The 17,197-nt window shown below is 70.7% G+C and carries 16 protein-coding genes; 12 read left to right on the forward strand and 4 right to left on the reverse strand.

The features are described from left to right. Positions 1-171 precede the first annotated feature (171 nt). On the forward strand, positions 172-1,554 hold the full coding sequence (locus WA675_RS15165; protein WP_336085056.1) for an MFS transporter: 1,383 nt from the start codon (positions 172-174) through the stop codon (positions 1,552-1,554). A gap of 93 nt (positions 1,555-1,647) precedes the next feature. Here WA675_RS15165 and WA675_RS15170 read toward each other — a convergent pair whose 3' ends face one another. Continuing rightward, the gene (locus WA675_RS15170; RefSeq protein ID WP_336085058.1) at positions 1,648-2,793 is read right to left on the reverse strand and encodes a DUF5925 domain-containing protein; all 1,146 of its coding nucleotides are present in this window, start codon (positions 2,791-2,793) and stop codon (positions 1,648-1,650) included. Between the two features lie 120 nt (positions 2,794-2,913). Between WA675_RS15170 and WA675_RS15175 the strand changes: the two genes are divergently transcribed. Then, positions 2,914-4,482, forward strand: coding sequence for an MFS transporter (locus WA675_RS15175; RefSeq protein WP_336085060.1), 1,569 nt, complete (start codon positions 2,914-2,916; stop codon positions 4,480-4,482). 193 nt (positions 4,483-4,675) lie between these two features. Beyond that, positions 4,676-5,620, forward strand: coding sequence for an Rpn family recombination-promoting nuclease/putative transposase (locus WA675_RS15180; protein ID WP_336085062.1), 945 nt, complete (start codon positions 4,676-4,678; stop codon positions 5,618-5,620). A gap of 84 nt (positions 5,621-5,704) precedes the next feature. On the opposite strand, the gene WA675_RS15185 is transcribed toward WA675_RS15180, so the two are convergent. Continuing rightward, entirely contained in the window at positions 5,705-6,370 is a 666-nt protein-coding gene (locus tag WA675_RS15185; protein WP_336085064.1) for an MspA family porin, read from the reverse strand. Between the two features lie 35 nt (positions 6,371-6,405). Beyond that, positions 6,406-7,050 carry an MspA family porin gene (locus tag WA675_RS15190; RefSeq protein WP_336085065.1) on the reverse strand — a complete coding sequence of 215 codons (645 nt, stop codon included), beginning with the start codon at positions 7,048-7,050 and terminating at the stop codon, positions 6,406-6,408. 192 nt (positions 7,051-7,242) lie between these two features. Here WA675_RS15190 and WA675_RS15195 point away from each other — a divergent pair, with 192 nt between their 5' ends. The 7 genes from WA675_RS15195 to WA675_RS15225 are packed head-to-tail and all read left to right on the forward strand — an operon-like array spanning position 7,243 to position 13,411. Then, entirely contained in the window at positions 7,243-8,241 is a 999-nt protein-coding gene (locus tag WA675_RS15195) for a FecCD family ABC transporter permease (protein WP_336085066.1), read from the forward strand. Next, positions 8,238-9,296 carry a FecCD family ABC transporter permease gene (locus tag WA675_RS15200; protein WP_336085067.1) on the forward strand — a complete coding sequence of 353 codons (1,059 nt, stop codon included), beginning with the start codon at positions 8,238-8,240 and terminating at the stop codon, positions 9,294-9,296. The genes WA675_RS15195 and WA675_RS15200 overlap by 4 nt, the downstream gene beginning before the upstream one ends. Before the next feature lie 11 nt (positions 9,297-9,307). Then, positions 9,308-10,120, forward strand: a complete 813-nt coding sequence (locus WA675_RS15205) for an ABC transporter ATP-binding protein (RefSeq protein WP_336085068.1) — start codon at positions 9,308-9,310, stop codon at positions 10,118-10,120. 17 nt (positions 10,121-10,137) lie between these two features. After that, positions 10,138-11,133 (forward strand): ABC transporter substrate-binding protein, encoded by a 996-nt coding sequence (locus WA675_RS15210; protein WP_336085069.1) that lies wholly within the window; start codon positions 10,138-10,140, stop codon positions 11,131-11,133. Continuing rightward, complete coding sequence (gene entS / locus WA675_RS15215; RefSeq protein ID WP_336085070.1) at positions 11,130-12,356, forward strand: enterobactin transporter EntS; 1,227 nt, start codon at positions 11,130-11,132, stop codon at positions 12,354-12,356. Before WA675_RS15210 ends, entS begins: the two co-directional genes overlap by 4 nt. Beyond that, entirely contained in the window at positions 12,353-13,192 is an 840-nt protein-coding gene (locus tag WA675_RS15220; protein ID WP_336085071.1) for a siderophore-interacting protein, read from the forward strand. Before entS ends, WA675_RS15220 begins: the two co-directional genes overlap by 4 nt. A 3-nt stretch (positions 13,193-13,195) precedes the next feature. After that, positions 13,196-13,411 (forward strand): phosphopantetheine-binding protein, encoded by a 216-nt coding sequence (locus tag WA675_RS15225; RefSeq protein ID WP_336085073.1) that lies wholly within the window; start codon positions 13,196-13,198, stop codon positions 13,409-13,411. A 40-nt stretch (positions 13,412-13,451) separates the two neighbouring features. Here the strand turns inward: WA675_RS15225 and WA675_RS15230 are convergent, their stop codons facing one another. Beyond that, positions 13,452-15,107 carry a (2,3-dihydroxybenzoyl)adenylate synthase gene (locus WA675_RS15230; RefSeq protein ID WP_336085074.1) on the reverse strand — a complete coding sequence of 552 codons (1,656 nt, stop codon included), beginning with the start codon at positions 15,105-15,107 and terminating at the stop codon, positions 13,452-13,454. 87 nt (positions 15,108-15,194) lie between these two features. Between WA675_RS15230 and WA675_RS15235 the strand changes: the two genes are divergently transcribed. Both WA675_RS15235 and WA675_RS15240 read left to right on the forward strand, forming a co-directional pair. Further along, entirely contained in the window at positions 15,195-16,031 is an 837-nt protein-coding gene (locus WA675_RS15235) for an SDR family oxidoreductase (RefSeq protein WP_336085075.1), read from the forward strand. Continuing rightward, positions 16,028-17,176, forward strand: a complete 1,149-nt coding sequence (locus tag WA675_RS15240) for an isochorismate synthase (RefSeq protein ID WP_336085076.1) — start codon at positions 16,028-16,030, stop codon at positions 17,174-17,176. The genes WA675_RS15235 and WA675_RS15240 overlap by 4 nt, the downstream gene beginning before the upstream one ends. Positions 17,177-17,197: the final 21 nt, after the last annotated feature.

A 17,197-nucleotide genomic window follows, 5' to 3' on the forward strand; every position in this document is an offset into this window, starting at 1 on the left:
AGCCCTCGCCCGAAGGATTCGACGGCATCGGCACGACCCGCGCGCGGCGAGCTCGGTGGGGGCTCCCGTGCCGACGGTGTATTCGTCCGCGACACGTGAGGCAGACGACTCTGCCCAGGTCGATGTGTCCGCGAGGCGTGTACGAGCGGATCTCGGAGTGAGGCGAGCTCCATGGTCCCTCGGACCGTGGCCGGTACCGTCGAGACGGTGACTCCAGCGACGATCGACCGGCGCCTGCGTAAGGCCAGGGCGGCCGTATTCGGCGCGTTCACGCTGAACGGATTCCTGCTGGCCCTGTGGGTGGTGCACATTCCGGCGATCACCGATCGGACCGGGGTGTCGGCCTCGCTGCTGGGGATGCTGATCCTGTTGCTGGCGGGGGCGGCGATCGTGGGGATGCGGCTGGCCGGGCCCGCGGCCGACCGGTTCGGCAGCCAGACCCTGGTCGCGGTCGCCGCTACCGGCATCTCGGTGACCGCCATCGGGCCCGGGCTGGCGACCGGGCCGGTCACCCTCGCGCTCGCGCTGGCCTGTTTCGGACTGGGCAACGGCGCGCTCGACGTCTCGATGAACACCCAGGCGGTGCACGTCGAACGGGCCTACCACCGGCCGATCATGTCGGCTTTCCACGCCATGTTCTCCGGCGGCGGCTTCGCCGGGGCCCTGGTGGGCGCGGCCGCCCAGCGCGCGGGCTGGGCACCCCAGCTCACCCTCGCCTGCGCGGGCGTCGCCGGACTGATCACCACCGCCCTCCTGGTCCCGCACCTCCTCCGTCACCACACCGACCCCGACACGGCCTCCCGCGCCGAACACTACGACACCGGCTCCACGAGCGCTGTCGGCTGCGAGCCCTCAGCCGCACCAGGCCGCACTCGCGACGAGGCCAGCGGCTCCCCCGCATCCGACGTGAGCCACGTGACCGCACCCGGCACCACGGCCGAGCCGGGCCTCGCCGACGCCGATGGCATGCGGAAGTCTGCCTCCAGCTCGCGCAGCCGAGAGGCACAGCGGGCGCGGAGACGGCGGGTGTATTCGCTCGGGCTCATCGCCTTTGTCCTGTTGCTCGCGGAGGGCGTGGCCGGGGACTGGAGTGCGTTGCAGGTGCGCGAGCGTCTCGGTGCCACCGAGGCCGATGCGGCGCTGGCGTTCGGCGCGTTCTCGGCGACCATGACGGTGGGCAGGTTCCTGGCCGACCGGGTCGCGGGGGCGTTCGGTCCGGTGGCCATCGTGCGGTACGGGAGCCTGCTCGCCGCCGCCGGATTCGCCGTCGTCATCGTCTCGCCGTGGCTGCCGCTGACCCTCGCGGGCTGGGCGATGTGCGGGCTCGGGCTCGCCGGTGGGGTCCCCCAGATCTTCAGTACCGCAGGCAATCTCGGCGGTACTACCGCCGCCACCGATATGTCGCGCGTGTTCACCGTCGGGTATCTGGGTCTGCTCGCCGGACCCGCGATGATCGGCTGGCTCACCGCCCTCATCCCGCTCACCGCGGCGCTCGCGGTGCCGCTCGTGCTCACCCTGGCCTGCGCGGCGGCGGCGAAGGTCGTCAGCCGGTGAGCGGGTGACTACCCTGGGCACAGCCCGACCCCCTGCGCCCCGATGCCTCGCTGGTGGAGGCCAGGCACACCGTCGAGGCTCGGCAGGTCCAGGTCAGAGATACATCCCGACATCCGGGGTGCGGTCGGTGGTGGAGCGGATGTGACTCTCCCCGTCGCGGTGGGCGACGAGTTCGGCGAGGGTGGCGCCGTCGGGGAACGTCCGGTCGCCGTCGTGGTTCTGGCGGGCGAGCCAGTCGCGGGCCTCGGCGGCGGTGAGCCTGCCGACCTCGAGCTGGGCCAGGCAGCGCCCGGGCCGGACGACGGCGGGATGCAGCCGGGACAGGTCCTCGTTGGTGGTGATGGCGATCAGCACCTTGCGACCCTGCCCCAGCATGCCGTCGGTGAGGTTGAGCAGGCGTGAGAGTTTCTGTCCCGCAGCCTCTTTCGCCTCGCCGCGAATCAACTCGTCGCAGTCCTCCAGCACGAGCAGGCGCCAGCGGCCGTCCTCGTCGTCGCCGTCGGCGCCCGCGGCCACCTCCATCAGGTAGCCGGGATTGCTGAACAGTTCCTCCGGATCGACCACGCAGTCGACCTGACACCACGGCGCCCACGCCCTGGCCAGCGCCCGCAACGCGGTGGTCTTGCCGGTGCCGGGCTCGCCGTGCAGCAGCACGAGCCTGCCGCGGACCTCGGCGACGGCCAGCTCCATCAGCCGCTCCAGGCCCGCGGCGACCTCGGCGGAGTAGTTGCCGCGGATCTCCGGCCAGGCCGGGGCCGTGATCCGGCGACGACGGCGCGCGGGCCTGCGCACGTCCATGTGCCAGAAGCCCATCTCCACCGTCGCGTCCGCGTCGCGCGCCTGGGCGGCGCCCTCGGTGGCCTCGGCCAGCACCGCGACGGCGAGTTCGTCGGTCGTCGCGGTCACCTCGACCGTGGCCGACCCGCCCGCCCAGCGCACGGCCCGCAGCGACCAGCCGTCCCCGGCGGCGAGCAGCGCGCTGCTGTCGTCGTCGGCGACGGCGCGCACGATGCGCGACCCGGCCGGGCGCAGGGCGGCGTCGGGACGGGCCCGGTCCAGGTGGGCCTGCCGGGCGAAGGGCTGATCGCCGCGCAGGAACGGCGCGAGCGCCAGCGCGTCGACGGCGTCGCGGGTGGAATAGGTGGAATCGATGGCGGCCGACCACGGGAACGGCTCGGCCGGTTCCTGCGGCCGATGCGGCGGATCGACGAGCCGGAGCGGTTCATTACGAGTGGACATCGGGCCCATCCTCGCGGGCCGCCGCCCGGAATGTCCAGTGAGTTCCGGGCGGTCCGCCCGCCCGGTGCCCCGGAAAAAACCGCTGGCACGTGCACTCGAATCATCGGTAACGTCGAGGGCGTGACTTCCACCCAGAGCACGCCGGACGAAGCGACGTCAGCCCCGCGGGCCGGGCTCAAGGAGTGGATCGGATTGGCCGTGCTGGCCCTGCCGACGCTGCTGATCTCGATGGATCTGAGCGTGCTCTACCTGGCCATTCCGCACATCAGCGAGGCCCTGCGACCGAGCAGTTCGCAGCTGCTGTGGATTCTCGACATCTACGGGTTCCTGGTGGCGGGTTTCCTCATCACCATGGGCACCGTCGGTGACCGGATCGGCAGGCGCAAACTGCTGATGATCGGCGCGCTCGCCTTCGGTGTCGCCTCGGTGGTCGCGGCCTATTCCACCAGCGCGAGCATGCTGATCGGCACCCGCGCGCTGCTCGGCATCGCGGGCGCCACCCTGATGCCGTCCACGCTGGCGCTGATCCGCAATATGTTCCACGACGACCGCCAGCGCACCACCGCGATCAGCGTGTGGATGACCAGCTTCATGATCGGCATGGTGATCGGCCCGCTGGTCGGCGGCGCGATGCTGGAGAACTTCTGGTGGGGCTCGGTGTTCCTGGTCGCGGTGCCCGCCATGGTGCTGCTGCTGGTGGCGGGCCCGCTGCTGCTGCCGGAGTACAAGGACCCGAAGCCGGGCAAGCTCGATCTGCTCAGCGCGCTGCTCTCGTTGCTGTCGGTGATGGCCGTGATCTACGGCATCAAGGAACTGGCCAAGGACGGCTGGGCCTTCGACGCGGTCGCGGTGCTGGTGGGCGGGCTGATTCTCGGCACCGTGTTCGTCCTGCGCCAGCGCACGCTCACCGATCCGCTCATCGACCTCGGGCTGTTCGGCAATGTGCGGTTCAGTGGTTCACTGGTGGCGTTGATGGTGGCCATGCTCGCGATGGGCGGGCTGTTCCTGCTGCTGTCGCAGTATCTGCAACTGGTGCTGGGCCTGTCGGCCTTCGAGGCCGGGCTGTGGACGGTGCCGCAGGCGCTGGCCATGGTGGTGGCCGCCGGGGTGGTGAGCGCGCTCGCGCCCCGGGTGCGCCCGGCCTATCTGATGACCGGTGGGCTGCTGATCGCGATGGCCGGTTACGTGATCTTCACCCAGCTCTCCGGCGCCGACGACCTCGCCCTCATCGTCACCGGCATGGTGGTGTTCTCGCTCGGGCTCAGCCCGATGTTCGTGCTCGGGCTCGATCTCATCGTCGGCGCGGTCGACCCCGCCCGCGCCGGTGCGGCCTCGGCGATCTCGGAGACCGGCCAGGAACTCTCGGCCGCGCTCGGTGTGGCGGTGATCGGCAGCATCGGCACCGCGGTGTATCGCGGCCGGATGGCCGAGGAACTGCCCGACGGGCTCCCGGCCGAGGTCGCGCACGCCGCCGAGGACACCCTCGCCGGTGCCCTGCACGTCGCCGCGATGCTGCCCGAAGCGCTCGGCGCCGAACTCAGCACGGTCGCCCGCCAGGCGTATACCCATGCGCTGCACGTGAATTCGGTGGTCGCCATCGGCCTCACCGCCGTGGCCGCCGCCCTGGTCATGACCTTGCTGCGGCGCATCCCGGCCCCCAACGAGACCACCCCCGAAACCACGAGCTGAGCGCGCCGGGCGGGCGTGCGTGGTTGCGCAGTCCCCGCGTACCTGGGTCCTGGTGACCGGCAGCGCCGCCGCCGACACGCCCCCTACAACGGCAACTGACCAGCACCACAGCCACTCCGCCAGATTGCACGTCCCCGATCTCGTGAGATAGCTTGTCGCTATGGCGAATTCGCGACACCACGCCCACGACGGCTTGGTCAAGCACACCCTCGGCAAGCCGGCCAACGCCGCCGCCCTCGCCCGCCCCCTCGTCGAAGCCGCCGCGCCCTGTCTCGCGGCCCGAATCGATTGGAACAACCTGACCCGCGAATCGGTCACGTTCGTGTCCAAGCATCTCGCCCATACCGAAAGCGACGTCCTCTACAGCACCACCATGGGCGGCCGCCGCGCCTATCTGTACATCCTGCACGAACACCAATCCAGCACCGACAAACTCATGCCGATGCGCCTGCTCGAATACGTTCTCTCGATCTGGAAACACCACCGCAAAGCCCACCCCGACGACACCGACACCCTCCCGTTCGTCCTGCCGATCGTGACCTACGCCAGCCCCAAGGGCAAACCCTGGTCGGCCAGTCTCCAGCTCGCCGATCTCATCGCCATCGACGACGACACCCGCACCGAGCTCGACCCCTACCTGCCCCGCCTGAGCTACCTGCTCAACGACCTCACCACTACGCCCCTCGAAGAGCTACTCGCCCGACCCGGCACTCCCGCGACCCGCGTCCTGCAGGTCGTGCTCAAACTCGTGCCTGGCAACACCCACTTGCACCTGGAACTACGCGTACTCGAACCCGACCTGAGGCTGATCGACCAGGATGAACTCGCCGCGGTTCTGACGTACATTCTTAGTGAAGGCGACACCGCCGACCATGATGTGCAGACCCTGGTCGATGACATCGGCCCCGAAGCGAAGGAGACCTACATGACAACCGCGAGTCGGCTCCGTGCTGAAGGCCGAGCCGAAGGCCGTGTCGAGGGCCGCGTCGAGGTGCTCATGCAATTGATGGCCGAGAAGTTCGGGCCGATCCCCGCCCGGATCGTGGACGCCATGCGCACCGCCAGTCAGGAACAGCTCGACACCTGGACCGGCCGTCTGCTGTCTGCCCGCACCCTCGACGATCTCGGTATCGCCTGACGGCGCGGTGCGGATCGCCTACCACAACGACGACGGACCCCGTCGGGAGCACATTCCCGACGGGGTCCGTTGTGGTGGGCAGGATCAGCCGAGGCTGAAGGGCTGGCCCCAGAGGCGGAGTTCGGAGCGGCCGAACTCGGTGGTCACCTCGACGGCGACGAAGGCGCGCGCCTGGGCGTAGCCCGCGCAGCCCGACAGGCCGAGGGTGGAGTCGGCCCAGGTGACCGAGCCTTCCTGGCCGAAGAACTTGATGGCGGGGACGCTGCTCTGGGCGCCGTAGGCGTCCGGGCCCTCGACATCGAGCAGCCAGAAGGTCGACGCCTGGCCGGGGCCGAGGGTCAGCTGGCCACCGGTGGTGACACCACCGCTGCCGTTGCCGCCGGAGTTGACCGCGCCGTTGACGCCACCGGTGGCGTTGCCGCCGGAGATGTCGACCTGGCAACCCACGACGTAGCCCGGGTAGAGCTTGACGCCCTTGTGCGCGCTGTGCACCTGCACCTCGGCCCGGCCGGAGGCCCAGACGTTGCGGTGCAGCGGGGTCGCGCCCATCGAGGGGCTGATGTTGACCGATTCGTTCACCAGGCGGATGGTCACCGCGGTGCCGTCGGGCAGCGTCTGGGTGATCTCGCCGCCGGGCAGCGGGATGAAGGTGTCGGCGTTCGCGGCGCCGGTGGAGAACAGACCGAGCGCGACGGCCGCGGCACCGGCCACGGCGGCCAGGCGGGCAGTCGCCTTCTTGAAGGTGGTCATCGAGTGATTCCTATTCGTTCGAAAGGGGCGACAGCTCAGCCGATGCTGAACGGAGCACCGTAGAGAGTGGTCTTGGAGTAGTTGTCGCCGATGATCTCCACCACGGTGTAGGCCCGGGCCTGCGCGTAGCCGGCGCAACCCTGGATCTGCAGCTCGACGTCCTTGTAGCTGACGTGGTAATTGCCCTTTTCGATGATGTCGAAGCCCTCGATGCCGACGAACTTCACCTCGCCGGGGCCGATCTTCACGCCGATGGAACCGCTGGCGTTGGCACCGGTGGTGGAGATGCCGCCGGACAGACCCGCCGAGATGGCGTTGTCGGCGATGCTCACCTGGCAGCCGACGATGTAGCCGGTGTTGATCCGCGAGGAGCCGTGCGTCGAGGAGTTGTTGGTGCCCGGGTTACCGGCGCCGCCGACCCACGGGCGCGGGTCGCCCTTCGGGGTCTCGGCGACCTCGGCCAGCACGGTACCGCTCACCCACGCGACGCGACCGGCGCCGTTGGCCGCCATCGACGGCGAGATCAGGGCGCTCTCCGCCACGCGCTTGATCACCACTCCGGGACCGGCCTTCTCACCGTCGGGGAGCGGAACGAAGGTGTCCGCGTTCGCCGTTCCGCCGGCGACGGCCAAAGCGGCCGCGGCCGTGGCCATTGCGGTGGCCGCAAGCATTTTTCGCATCGTGGATGTCCTCATCAACTGTTGTGACCGATTCGCACCGATCTTGAACAGCTGGCACTCTAAACAGGTAAGCCTCACCTATCAAGACGTTGCCCTCGCTAAACTCTTCAGTAGTCAGGCAAGGCTCACCTAGCTAACCCTTTCTTAGGCTAACCTCCCAACGGAGTAGTTCGATGTGAAAGAGAATTCCTGATGAGAAGTCCGCGCTGGTTCGGCTGGTCGCTGACGGTCGCGTTGCTGATCGCGGCCTGTTCGCTGAGCCTGCTGGTGGGCACGAAATCCATTCCGGTGGGCGAGGTCTGGCAGGCGCTGACCGGGCCCGTGACCACGCCTGACCACGTCACCGTCACCGAATACCGGCTGCCGCGCACGGTGCTGGGACTGCTGTGCGGGCTGGCGCTGGGCGTGGCGGGCTGCCTCATGCAGGGCCTGACCCGCAACCCGCTCGCCGACCCGGGATTGCTGGGAGTGAACGCCGGTGCGGCCTTCGCGATCACCGTCGCGGTGGGAATTCTCGGCGTGAGTGAGATCACGTCCTACGTCTGGTTCGGATTCCTCGGCGCGGCGCTGGTGTCGGTGGTCGTCTACCGGCTCGGCACCGCGGGCCACTCCGGCACCGACCCGATCCGGCTGACGCTGGCCGGGGTCGCCGCCACCGCCGTGCTCGGCGGACTCACCCGCGGCCTGATGCTGCTGGACCCCAAGGCCTTCGACGAGATGCGCCGCTGGGACGCGGGTTCGCTGACCGGCCGTGGCTTCGAGATCATCGCGGGCGCCGCGCCGTTCATCCTGACCGGCCTGCTCATCGCCGCCGTGTGCGCGCGCTCGCTCAACGCCGTTGCCCTCGGCGATGATCTGGCCAAGTCGCTGGGCGTGCACGTGACCCGCACCCGGCTGCTCACCGCGCTGGCGCTGGTGCTGCTGTGCGGCACCGCGACCGCGGCCGTCGGCCCGATCGCCTTCGTCGGCCTGGCGGTGCCGCACATCGCGCGCTGGCTGGTCGGCCCGGATCAGCGCTGGATCTTCGCGTACTCGCTGGTGCTCGCGCCGCTGCTGGTGCTCACCGCGGATGTGCTGGGCCGCATCATCATCCGTCCGGACGAGGTGCCCGCGGGCCTGGTCACGGCGTTCCTCGGCGCGCCGATGCTGATCTGGCTGGCGCGCCGGTCGCGAGTGGGAGCCACCACATGAGCCCTTCCAAGATCGATTTCGGGCGGACCATGCTGGTCGTGCGGCCGCCGCGGCTGCGCCTGACCACCAGGATCGGGGTGCGCACCGTGGTGGTGTGCGCGATCCTGCTCGTCATCGCCGTCGCGACCGCCGTCATCGCGCTGGGCAGTGGCGAATTCCCGATTCCGGCGCCGCGGGTGCTGCGCGCGCTGTTCCTCGGTGACGAACGCTTCGACCGGCTGGTGGTGTGGGACTGGCGGCTGCCGCGCATCCTGATGGCGCTGGCCCTGGGCGCGGCGCTGGGCGTGAGCGGGGCGATCCTGCAGTCGGTCACCCGCAATCCGCTGGGCAGCCCCGACATCATCGGCTTCAGCACCGGCGCCTACACCGGCGCGCTGCTGGTGATCCTGATCTTCGGCGGTGGCAACTTCCAGACCGCCGCGGGCGCGATGGCCGGTGGGCTCGGCGCCGCCCTGGTGATCCACCTGCTCGCCTTCCGGCACAACGTGACCGGGTTCCGCCTGATCATCGTCGGTATCGGCGTGAGCGCCATGCTCGCCTCGGTCAATACCTGGCTGATCATGCGGGCCGACCTGGACGCGGCCATGTCGGCGGCGGCCTGGGGCGCGGGCTCGCTCAACGGGCTGTCCTGGGCGCAGGTCGCCCCGACCATGATCGTGCTGGCCGTGCTGACGCTGGCGCTGATCCCGGCCGCGCCGCGCCTGCAGATCCTCGAACTCGGCGACGACACCGCCCGCGCGCTCGGGCTCGACGCGAGCAAGGCCACCGGCTGGCTGATCGCGCTCAGCGTCGGCTTCACCTCGCTGGCCACCGCGGTGGCCGGGCCGATCGCCTTCGTCGCCCTGGCCGCCCCGCATCTGGCCCGCAAACTCACCCGCACGCCCTCGATCGCGCTCGTCCCGGCGGCGGCGATGGGCGCGACCCTGCTGATCACCTGTGACTGGATCGCCCAGCACGCCTTCGCCCCGACCACCATCCCGGTCGGCGTGGTCACCGGCTCGATCGGCGGTCTGTACCTGGCGTATCTGCTCGTCGCCGAAGCGCGACGGAAATAGGGAAAGCGATGATGAACGAGTCTCACGCCGCGCGCCTGCGCGCCGAAAAGGTACGCCTGGGCTACAAGGGCCGCACGATCAGCGACCAGCTCTCCGTGGACATCCCGGACGGCAAGTTCACCGTGATCATCGGCCCGAACGCCTGCGGCAAGTCCACCCTGTTGCGCGCGCTGGCCCGGCTGCTCACCCCCGAGTCCGGCCGGGTGCTGCTCGACGGCAAGCCGGTGGCCGACTATCCGGCCAAGGAACTGGCCCGCCAGGTCGGCCTGCTGCCGCAGACCTCGACCGCCCCCGACGGCATCCGGGTGGCCGATCTCGTCGCGCGCGGGCGCTATCCGCACCAGACACTGCTGCGGCAGTGGTCGCGCACCGACGAGGAGGCAGTCGCCGAGGCGATGGCGGCCACCGGCGTCGCCGAGCTGTCGGCCCGCCCGGTGGAGGAGCTCTCCGGTGGTCAGCGCCAGCGGGTGTGGATCTCGATGGTGCTGGCCCAGCAGACGCCGATCATCCTGCTCGACGAGCCGACGACCTACCTCGATATCGCCTACCAGATCCAGCTGCTCGATCTGTGCCGCTCGCTCCAACGCGATGCGGGCCGCACGGTCGTCGCGGTGCTGCACGACCTCAACCACGCCTTCCGCTACGCCGACCACCTGATCGCCATGCGCGACGGACGCGTGGTCGCGGCGGGTGAGCCCGGTGCGATCGTCACCGCGGAGCTGGTCCACGAGGTGTTCTCGCTGCGCTGCCGCATCGTCGACGACCCGGAAACCGGGACACCCCTGGTGATCCCACTGGCGGAGAACGCCGCCCAGGTGCATTGAGAGAGGAATTCCCACCCATGATCACCACCCGTTCGTCGGGCCGCGTGCGCGCCGCCCTAGCCCTGCTGATCCTCGCGCTGGTCGCGGCGCTCACCGCCTGCGGCACCGCCGATTCCGGCACCGCCGCGTCCGGCACCCGCGAGGTCTCCTCGGCCAAGGGCCCGATCCAGGTGCCCGCCGACCCGCGGCGCATCGTCGTGCTCAACGGCAATCTGGCCGGGTATCTCTACGACCTCGAGGCCACCGTCGTCGCGGCGGACCCGCGCCTGCTCGGCGTGCCGAACAAGCCGGGCGAGTTCCCCACCGGCTGGGCCGAGGACGCGAAGGCGCAGGGCACCCAGGCCGTGCCGTCCGGCGAGAACATCAATCTGGAGTTCATCGCCGCCCAGCGCCCGGACCTGATCATCGGTGGGGGCCAGGGTTACCCGGGTCAGCAGTCGGTCAATGCCTACGACCAGCTCAGCGCGATCGCGCCGACCGTGTTGATGCCGACCGAGACCACCAACTGGCAGGACCAGCTGCGCTTCGTCGCCGACACGGTGAACAAGCCCGCCAATGTCGACACCCTGATCGCGAACTACCAGGCCAAGCTCACCGAGGCCAAGAACAAGATCAACGCGCCCGCCGGGGCGACCGTGGTGATGCAGTCGATCAAGAGCCAGAAGCCGACCCTGTTCGTGCCCACCGCCGCGCTGCCCGCGCTGCTCGCCGAGGTCGGCTTCACCCTCGACACCCAGATCGAGGCCAAGGCGGGCAACCCCGCCAAGGAGCAGAGCGCCGACTTCATCAGCTTCAGCCCCGAACTGCTCAACACCGTGGTCGACGCGCCCGTGCTGTTCACCATCCCGCTGGCCGGTGGCCGCTCGCTCGACGAACTGCGCGCCGACCCGATGTACGCCACGCTGCCCGCGTTCAAGGCGGACAAGGTCTTCGAACTGCCCGCCACCAGCTCGCGGCCCGACTACCGCACCGTCATGACCACCCTCGACCTGCTCGTGGAGCGCTTCCGATGACCGCTCCCGGGGGACTGCTCCTCGACCTGAGCCCGCTGCGGGCCTCGCGCCCGTTCCGGTGCGCGTTCGCGGCGCGGCTGGTGTCGGTGCTGGGCATCGGCCTGCTCATGGTGGCGCTGCCGCTGCAGGTCTATCAGCTGACCGGCTCGAGCGTGCAGGTCGCCGGTGTGGCCACCACGACCGCCGCCGCGCTGTTCTTCGGCAGCCTGGCCGGTGGCGTGGTCGCCGACCGCTACGACCGCCGCACGGTGATCCAGTGGTCGCGCAGCGCCGCGGGCCTGGGCTTCCTGATCCTGGGCGTGAATGCCGTGCTGCCCGAACCGTTCCTGTCGGCCATCTATCTGGCCGCCGTCATCGACGGCCTCGCGGGCGGGGTGAGCGGTTCGGCGCTGATGGCCATGGTTCCGGTGCTGGTCGGCCGGGAGAAGGTCGCGGCCGCGGGCGCGCTGGTCTCGCTGACCACCGACCTGGGCACCATGCTCACCCCCGCCGTGGCCGGTCTGCTGGTCGCGAAGACCGGGGTGGCCACGGCCTACTTCCTGTGCGCGCTGGCCACCACCGCGACCGTCGGGCTGATCACCGCGATCGGCCCGTCGCCGCCGCCGGAGCGCGAACTGCAGAACCCGCTGCGGGAACTGGCGGCGGGCATCGGTTTCGCGGTGCGCCACGAATCCATCCGCCTCATCCTGCTGACCGGCCTGATCGGCATGCTCGTCAGCGGCCCGCTGGTGCTGCTGCCCGCCTTCGCCGATGTCGAACTCGGCGCGGGCGCTGGCACCTTGGGCCTGCTCTACGCGGCGCCCGGCGCGGGCGCGGTGCTCGGCACGCTCACCAGTGGCTGGATGAGCCGGGTCAATACCGGCCGGGCGCTGCTGATCACGCTGGCGCTCATGCCGATCGGCGTGATCGCGGCCGGGCTCTGGTCGCACTGGGCGCTGGTGTTCCTCGGACTGGCCGGGTTCGGCCTGGCCAGGGCCGTGAACATGGTGCTGCGCTACGCCATGTTGCAGCAGGCCACGCCCGACCACATGCGCGGGCGCATGTCGGGTCTGCTGATGGTGCAGTCGGTCGCGGGTACCGCGGTCGGCTCGATGGTGGCCGGTGTGGTCGGCCAGATGTTCGCTCCCGGACAGGCGCTGGTGCTCTACGGCGTCGCGGTCCTGGTTCTCACCGGTCTGATGGCGCTGGCCGCCGGGCCGCTGCACAGAAAGGAACAGGCGTGAAAGATCGCACCGCCTACGCCGGCAATATCGCCGAGGTGCTGGCCGGCGAGCACTACGCCAAGGTGCCGTACCCGATCGGCCTGCGGGAAGTGGAGGTGCTGCGGGTCGCCCCCGTCGGCGCCGCGCTGCTGCGGATCACCTTCGGCGGCCCGGACATCGCGCAGTTCCACAGCTATGTGCCCGATGAGCATGTGCGCCTGATCTTCCCGGGCGAGGACGGCGTGCTGCGCCTGCCCAAGCTCGACGGCAGCATGCTCGAATGGGGTAACCCGCGCCCGATCTCGCGTGAGTACACCGTGCGCCACCACCGTCCCGAGGACGGCGAACTCGACATCGATTTCGTCATCCACCCCGGCGGCCTCGCCTCGGACTGGGCCACCGCGGTCACCCCGGGCACCAAGGTGCACATCGCCGGTCCGCCCGGTGGCGTGGTCATCCCGGAGACCTACGACGACTACCTGCTCGCCGGGGACATCACCGCCGTGCCCGCCATCGCCCGCTGGCTAGAGCGGATGCCGCGCGCGACCACCGGCTGGGCGTTCATCGAGGTGGCCGGGCCCGCCGAGGAGATCCCGCTCGACGCCCCCGCGGGCATGCGGGTGCGCTGGCTGCACCGCGGCGAGCTCGAGCCGGGCACCAGCGACGTGCTCGAGCAGGCCGTGCGCACGGTGGAAGTGCCTGCCGGACACCGCGTTTACGCGTGGGTCGCGGGCGAGGCGGGCTGCCTGCGCGGGGTGCGCAAGATCATCCGCGACGACCTGGGCATCGGGCCCAAGGACTCGCTCATCGCCGGCTACTGGAAGCGCGGCGTCGCCGATTTCGATCGAGAGGAATGACAGATGACCGACGAACAGGTGATCGGCGACGTGGCCGCCGTGCTGGGTGTGGACCCGGCCGAGCTGGCCACCGATACCGATCTGCTCGACGCGGGGCTCGATTCGGTGCGCATCATGTCGCTGGTGGAGAAATGGCGGTCGGCTGGTCATGAGGATATCGATTTCCCCACGCTCGCAGGCGATCCCGTGCTCGGATCCTGGATCGAGCTGTTGGCCTGAACCGCGGGGTGGCGTGCCCGGCACGCCACCCCCGGCGGGGTCAGTTCCCGTGCGCGCCCTCGGCCAGCAGCTGCCGCAGCTCCTTGCGGCTGGTCTTGCCCACTCCGGTCTCGGGGAACTGCTCGACCACGACCACCGTGTCGGGCATCTTCCAGGCCGCGACGCCGCGCTTGCGCACGAACGAGCGCACCGTCATGAGGGTGGGCCGCCGCGCCGGGTCGACGGGCTGGACGAAGGCGCAGATGCGCTGCCCCAGCACGGGATCGGGCGTGCCGACGATGACCGCGTCGCGCACGTCGGGATGCTCGAGCAGATGCGCCTCGAGCTCCTCGGCGGAGACCTTCTCGCCACCCCGGTTCACCCAGTCCCCCGCGCGTCCCGCGACCACCAGGTTGCCGTCGGGCCGGATCGAGACGATGTCGCCGGTGCGGTACCAGCCGTCGGCGGTGAAGCTGCGCGCGTCGGCCTCGGGATTGTCGTAGTAGCCGCGAATCGTGTATGGGCCCTGGGTGATCAGATTGCCCTGGCCACCGGGCGCGACCTCGGCGCCGTCGTCGTCGACGACCGCGACCTGGTCGAAGTCCGACATCGGCCGCCCCTGGGTGCTCACCACCACGTCGAGCGGGTCGTCGAGCCGGGTGTAGCAGACCAGGCCCTCGGCCATGCCGAACACCTGCTGCAGGGTGACCCCCAGCGCGGGACCGATCCGGCGCGCGAGTTCGTCCTGGCAGCGGGCTCCGCCCACCTGGATCACCCGCAGGCTGGACAGGTCCGGGGTGTCGCCCGCCTCGGCGCGCTCGGTCCACAGCCGGGCCAGCGGCGGGACCAGGCCGGTGATGGTGACACCGAACCGCTCGATCAGCGGGAAGGCCGTGGCGGGTGTGGGATCGGGCGTCATCGCCACCGCGCCACCGGCCCACAGCGCGCCGAGAATGCCCGGCGAGCTCATCGGGAAGTTGTGCGCGACCGGCAGGGTCGCGAGATAGACCGTGTCGCCGTCGAGTTCGCAGATCTCGGCGCTGCGGCGCACGCTGTAGAGGTAGTCGTCGTGGGTGCGGGCGATCAGCTTGGGGATGCCCGTGCTGCCGCCGGACAGCTGCAGGAACGCCACGTCACCGGCGGCCGCGCCCGGCAGATCTGTGGGCTCGTCCCGGAATCCGGCGAGGTCGTGGGCGCCCTCGGGCGCGGTCTGGCCCTCGTCGAGCACCAGCAGCAGGTGGCGCAGCGCGGGCACCTCGGCGCGCACCGATTCGGCCAGCGCGGCGTAGTCGAAGCGCTGGTGCACGCCGCTGGTGATCATCGCGGTCGCCCCGGCGGCCCCGGCGATCGGGACCAGCTCGGCGGCGCGGTGCGCGGGCAGGCAGAACACCGGCAGCGCACCGAGTTCGAACAGCGCGAAGATCACCTCGACGAACTCGGCGCGATTGGGCAGCTGCACCAGCACCCGGTCACCGCGCGCGATCCCCAGGCGGGCCAGACCGGTGGCGAGCGAGCGCGCCCGGTGCCGCAGCTCGGCGTAGGTCCAGCTGTTCGCCGTGTCGAGCACCGCGATCCGGTCGGGCATGTCGGCGGCGCGGGCGGCCAGCACGTCGCCGAAAGTCTCGCCGCTCCAGAGTTTTTCGTCTCGGTAGCGGTGCGCCAGCTCAGCGGGCCACGGGGTGAAGCCGGGGAGTACGGGTTCGGTCAAGTCGAGCACCTCTTTCCAGCGGGCATTCCGGTGTTGCGGCCGGAGGTTATGAGGGAAGCTAACCATCCGACGGTATATTCAGGTTAGGCTAACCTCATGTCTAATGGTGATTCCAGTGGGCGGATCGTCGTCGTCACCGGCGCGGCCGGGGGCATCGGCGCCGCGATCGCCGCGCGTTTCGCGGCCGAGGACCGGGTGGTCTCGCTGTGGGACCGCGATCCGGCGGTACACGAGACCGCCGCCGCCCTGACGACCGAAACCACCCGCTATGTCAACGGGAATTCCGCGGTGGCCACGGTTTCCGCGGCGGTGCACGGCGTCACCGTCGACATCACCGACGCCGACTCGGTGCGCGCGGCCTTCGACCGGCTCACCGCCGAGCACGGCACCGTCGAGGTGCTGGTGCACGCCGCGGGCGTGATGGTCGGCGGCACCCCGCTCGAGCTCGATGTCGCGGACTGGACCCGCAGCCTGACCGTGAACGCCACCGGCACCATGCTGGTCACCCAGCGCGCCGCCGCCGACATGGCCGCCGCGGGCGGCGGATCGATCGTGGTGGTGTCCTCCAATGCCGCCACCGCGCCGCGCGTTGGCATGCCCGCCTACGGCGCCGCCAAGGCCGCCGCCACCGCCTTCACCCGCTCGCTGGCCCTGCAGGTCGCCCCGCTGGGCGTGCGGGTCAATGTGGTCTCCCCCGGGTCCACCGACACCGCCATGCTGCGCGACATGTTCGGCGGCGACCCCCTCGACGAGGCCGCCCGCACCGCGCTGCTCGACGGCGATCCCGCCGCGTTCCGGCTCGGTATCCCGTTGCGCCGCATCGCCGCTCCCGCCGACATCGCCTCGGCCGTCCACTTCCTGGCGTCCGACGGCGCCCGCCACATCACCATGCACGACCTGCGGGTCGATGGTGGCGCAACGCTAGATATGTGACCGAAAGGGTGATCACCATCAGTACCGACAGTTCAGACCCCGCTTTCGTCCTGTCCCGTCCGCACCGGACCGTCTCCGCGTCCGCGGGCGGGACGATCTTCCGCTCCGCGCACGACGCGGTGACCGCGCTGCGCAGCGGGCGGATCAGCCACATCGTCGGCGCACTGCCCTTCACCCCCGGCGCCCCGACGGCGCTGTGGGCGCCGGACTCGGTCACCGTCACCGACTCACCGCACCTACCCCGGGCGCACGTCGCCACCCCGCGCTTCGAGCTCGACGAGGCCATTCCGGCTCCGGCCGAGCACCAGCGCCGGGTCGCCGCGGCCGTCGAACTGCTCGGCAATCCCGCGCATCCGCTGCGCAAGGTCGTGCTGGCCCGTGCCCTGCGCGCGGTCTCGGCCACGCCGGTGCGCGCCATGGACATCCTGGACCTGATGGTCGGCTCCGACCCGCACTCCAACGGATTCCTGGTCGACCTGTCCGCCGCCGGTGGCCGATATCCCGGCCGCCACCTGGTCGGCTCGAGCCCGGAGATCCTGGTGCGCCGCACCCGCAACGAGGTACTCAGCCACCCGCTGGCCGGTTCGACCCGCCGCCTGCTCGACGACCCCGAGGCCGACCGGCTGGCCGCCGACACGCTGCTGACCTCGCCCAAGGACCAGGCCGAGCACCGCTACGTCGTCGACCAGGTGTCGGCCGTGCTCAGCGACCGCTGCGCCGACGTCGTCACGCCCGCACCGGAACTCACCAAGACACCGGCCATGTGGCACCTCGGCACGCCGATCTCGGCGACCGTCCCGCTGGCCGGGCCCTCGGCCCTGGAACTCGCCGTCGCCCTGCACCCCACCCCCGCCATCTGCGGCACGCCCACCGGCGCCGCCGCGCGCCTGATCGCCGAGCTGGAAGGCGAGCGCGGTTTCTACGCGGGCGCGGTCGGCTGGTGCGACGCCGACGGCAACGGCGAGTGGATGGTGAGCATCCGCTGCGCCGAGCTGTCCGCCGACGGCACCACCCTGCTCGCGCACGCGGGCGGCGGGATCGTCGCCGCCTCCGATCCGGCCGCCGAACTGGCCGAGACCACCGGCAAGTTCCAGCGCGTCCTCGGTCCGCTCGGTATCGCGGATCTGCCCGTCACCGTCGGCTGAGGCCGGCTTTCCATCCGAACG

This window comes from Nocardia sp. SSK8, assembly GCF_037034205.1.
GTDB lineage: Bacteria > Actinomycetota > Actinomycetes > Mycobacteriales > Mycobacteriaceae > Nocardia.

Coding starts and splice junctions, on each gene's coding strand:
- WA675_RS15165 (WP_336085056.1), top strand. CDS start 172: ATGGTCCCTCGGACCGTGGCCGGTACCGTCGAGACGGTGACTCCAGCG.
- WA675_RS15170 (WP_336085058.1), bottom strand. CDS start 2,793: ATGTCCACTCGTAATGAACCGCTCCGGCTCGTCGATCCGCCGCATCGG.
- WA675_RS15185 (WP_336085064.1), bottom strand. CDS start 6,370: ATGACCACCTTCAAGAAGGCGACTGCCCGCCTGGCCGCCGTGGCCGGT.
- WA675_RS15190 (WP_336085065.1), bottom strand. CDS start 7,050: ATGCGAAAAATGCTTGCGGCCACCGCAATGGCCACGGCCGCGGCCGCT.
- WA675_RS15195 (WP_336085066.1), top strand. CDS start 7,243: ATGAGAAGTCCGCGCTGGTTCGGCTGGTCGCTGACGGTCGCGTTGCTG.
- WA675_RS15200 (WP_336085067.1), top strand. CDS start 8,238: ATGAGCCCTTCCAAGATCGATTTCGGGCGGACCATGCTGGTCGTGCGG.
- WA675_RS15205 (WP_336085068.1), top strand. CDS start 9,308: ATGAACGAGTCTCACGCCGCGCGCCTGCGCGCCGAAAAGGTACGCCTG.
- WA675_RS15210 (WP_336085069.1), top strand. CDS start 10,138: ATGATCACCACCCGTTCGTCGGGCCGCGTGCGCGCCGCCCTAGCCCTG.
- entS (WP_336085070.1), top strand. CDS start 11,130: ATGACCGCTCCCGGGGGACTGCTCCTCGACCTGAGCCCGCTGCGGGCC.
- WA675_RS15225 (WP_336085073.1), top strand. CDS start 13,196: ATGACCGACGAACAGGTGATCGGCGACGTGGCCGCCGTGCTGGGTGTG.
- WA675_RS15235 (WP_336085075.1), top strand. CDS start 15,195: ATGTCTAATGGTGATTCCAGTGGGCGGATCGTCGTCGTCACCGGCGCG.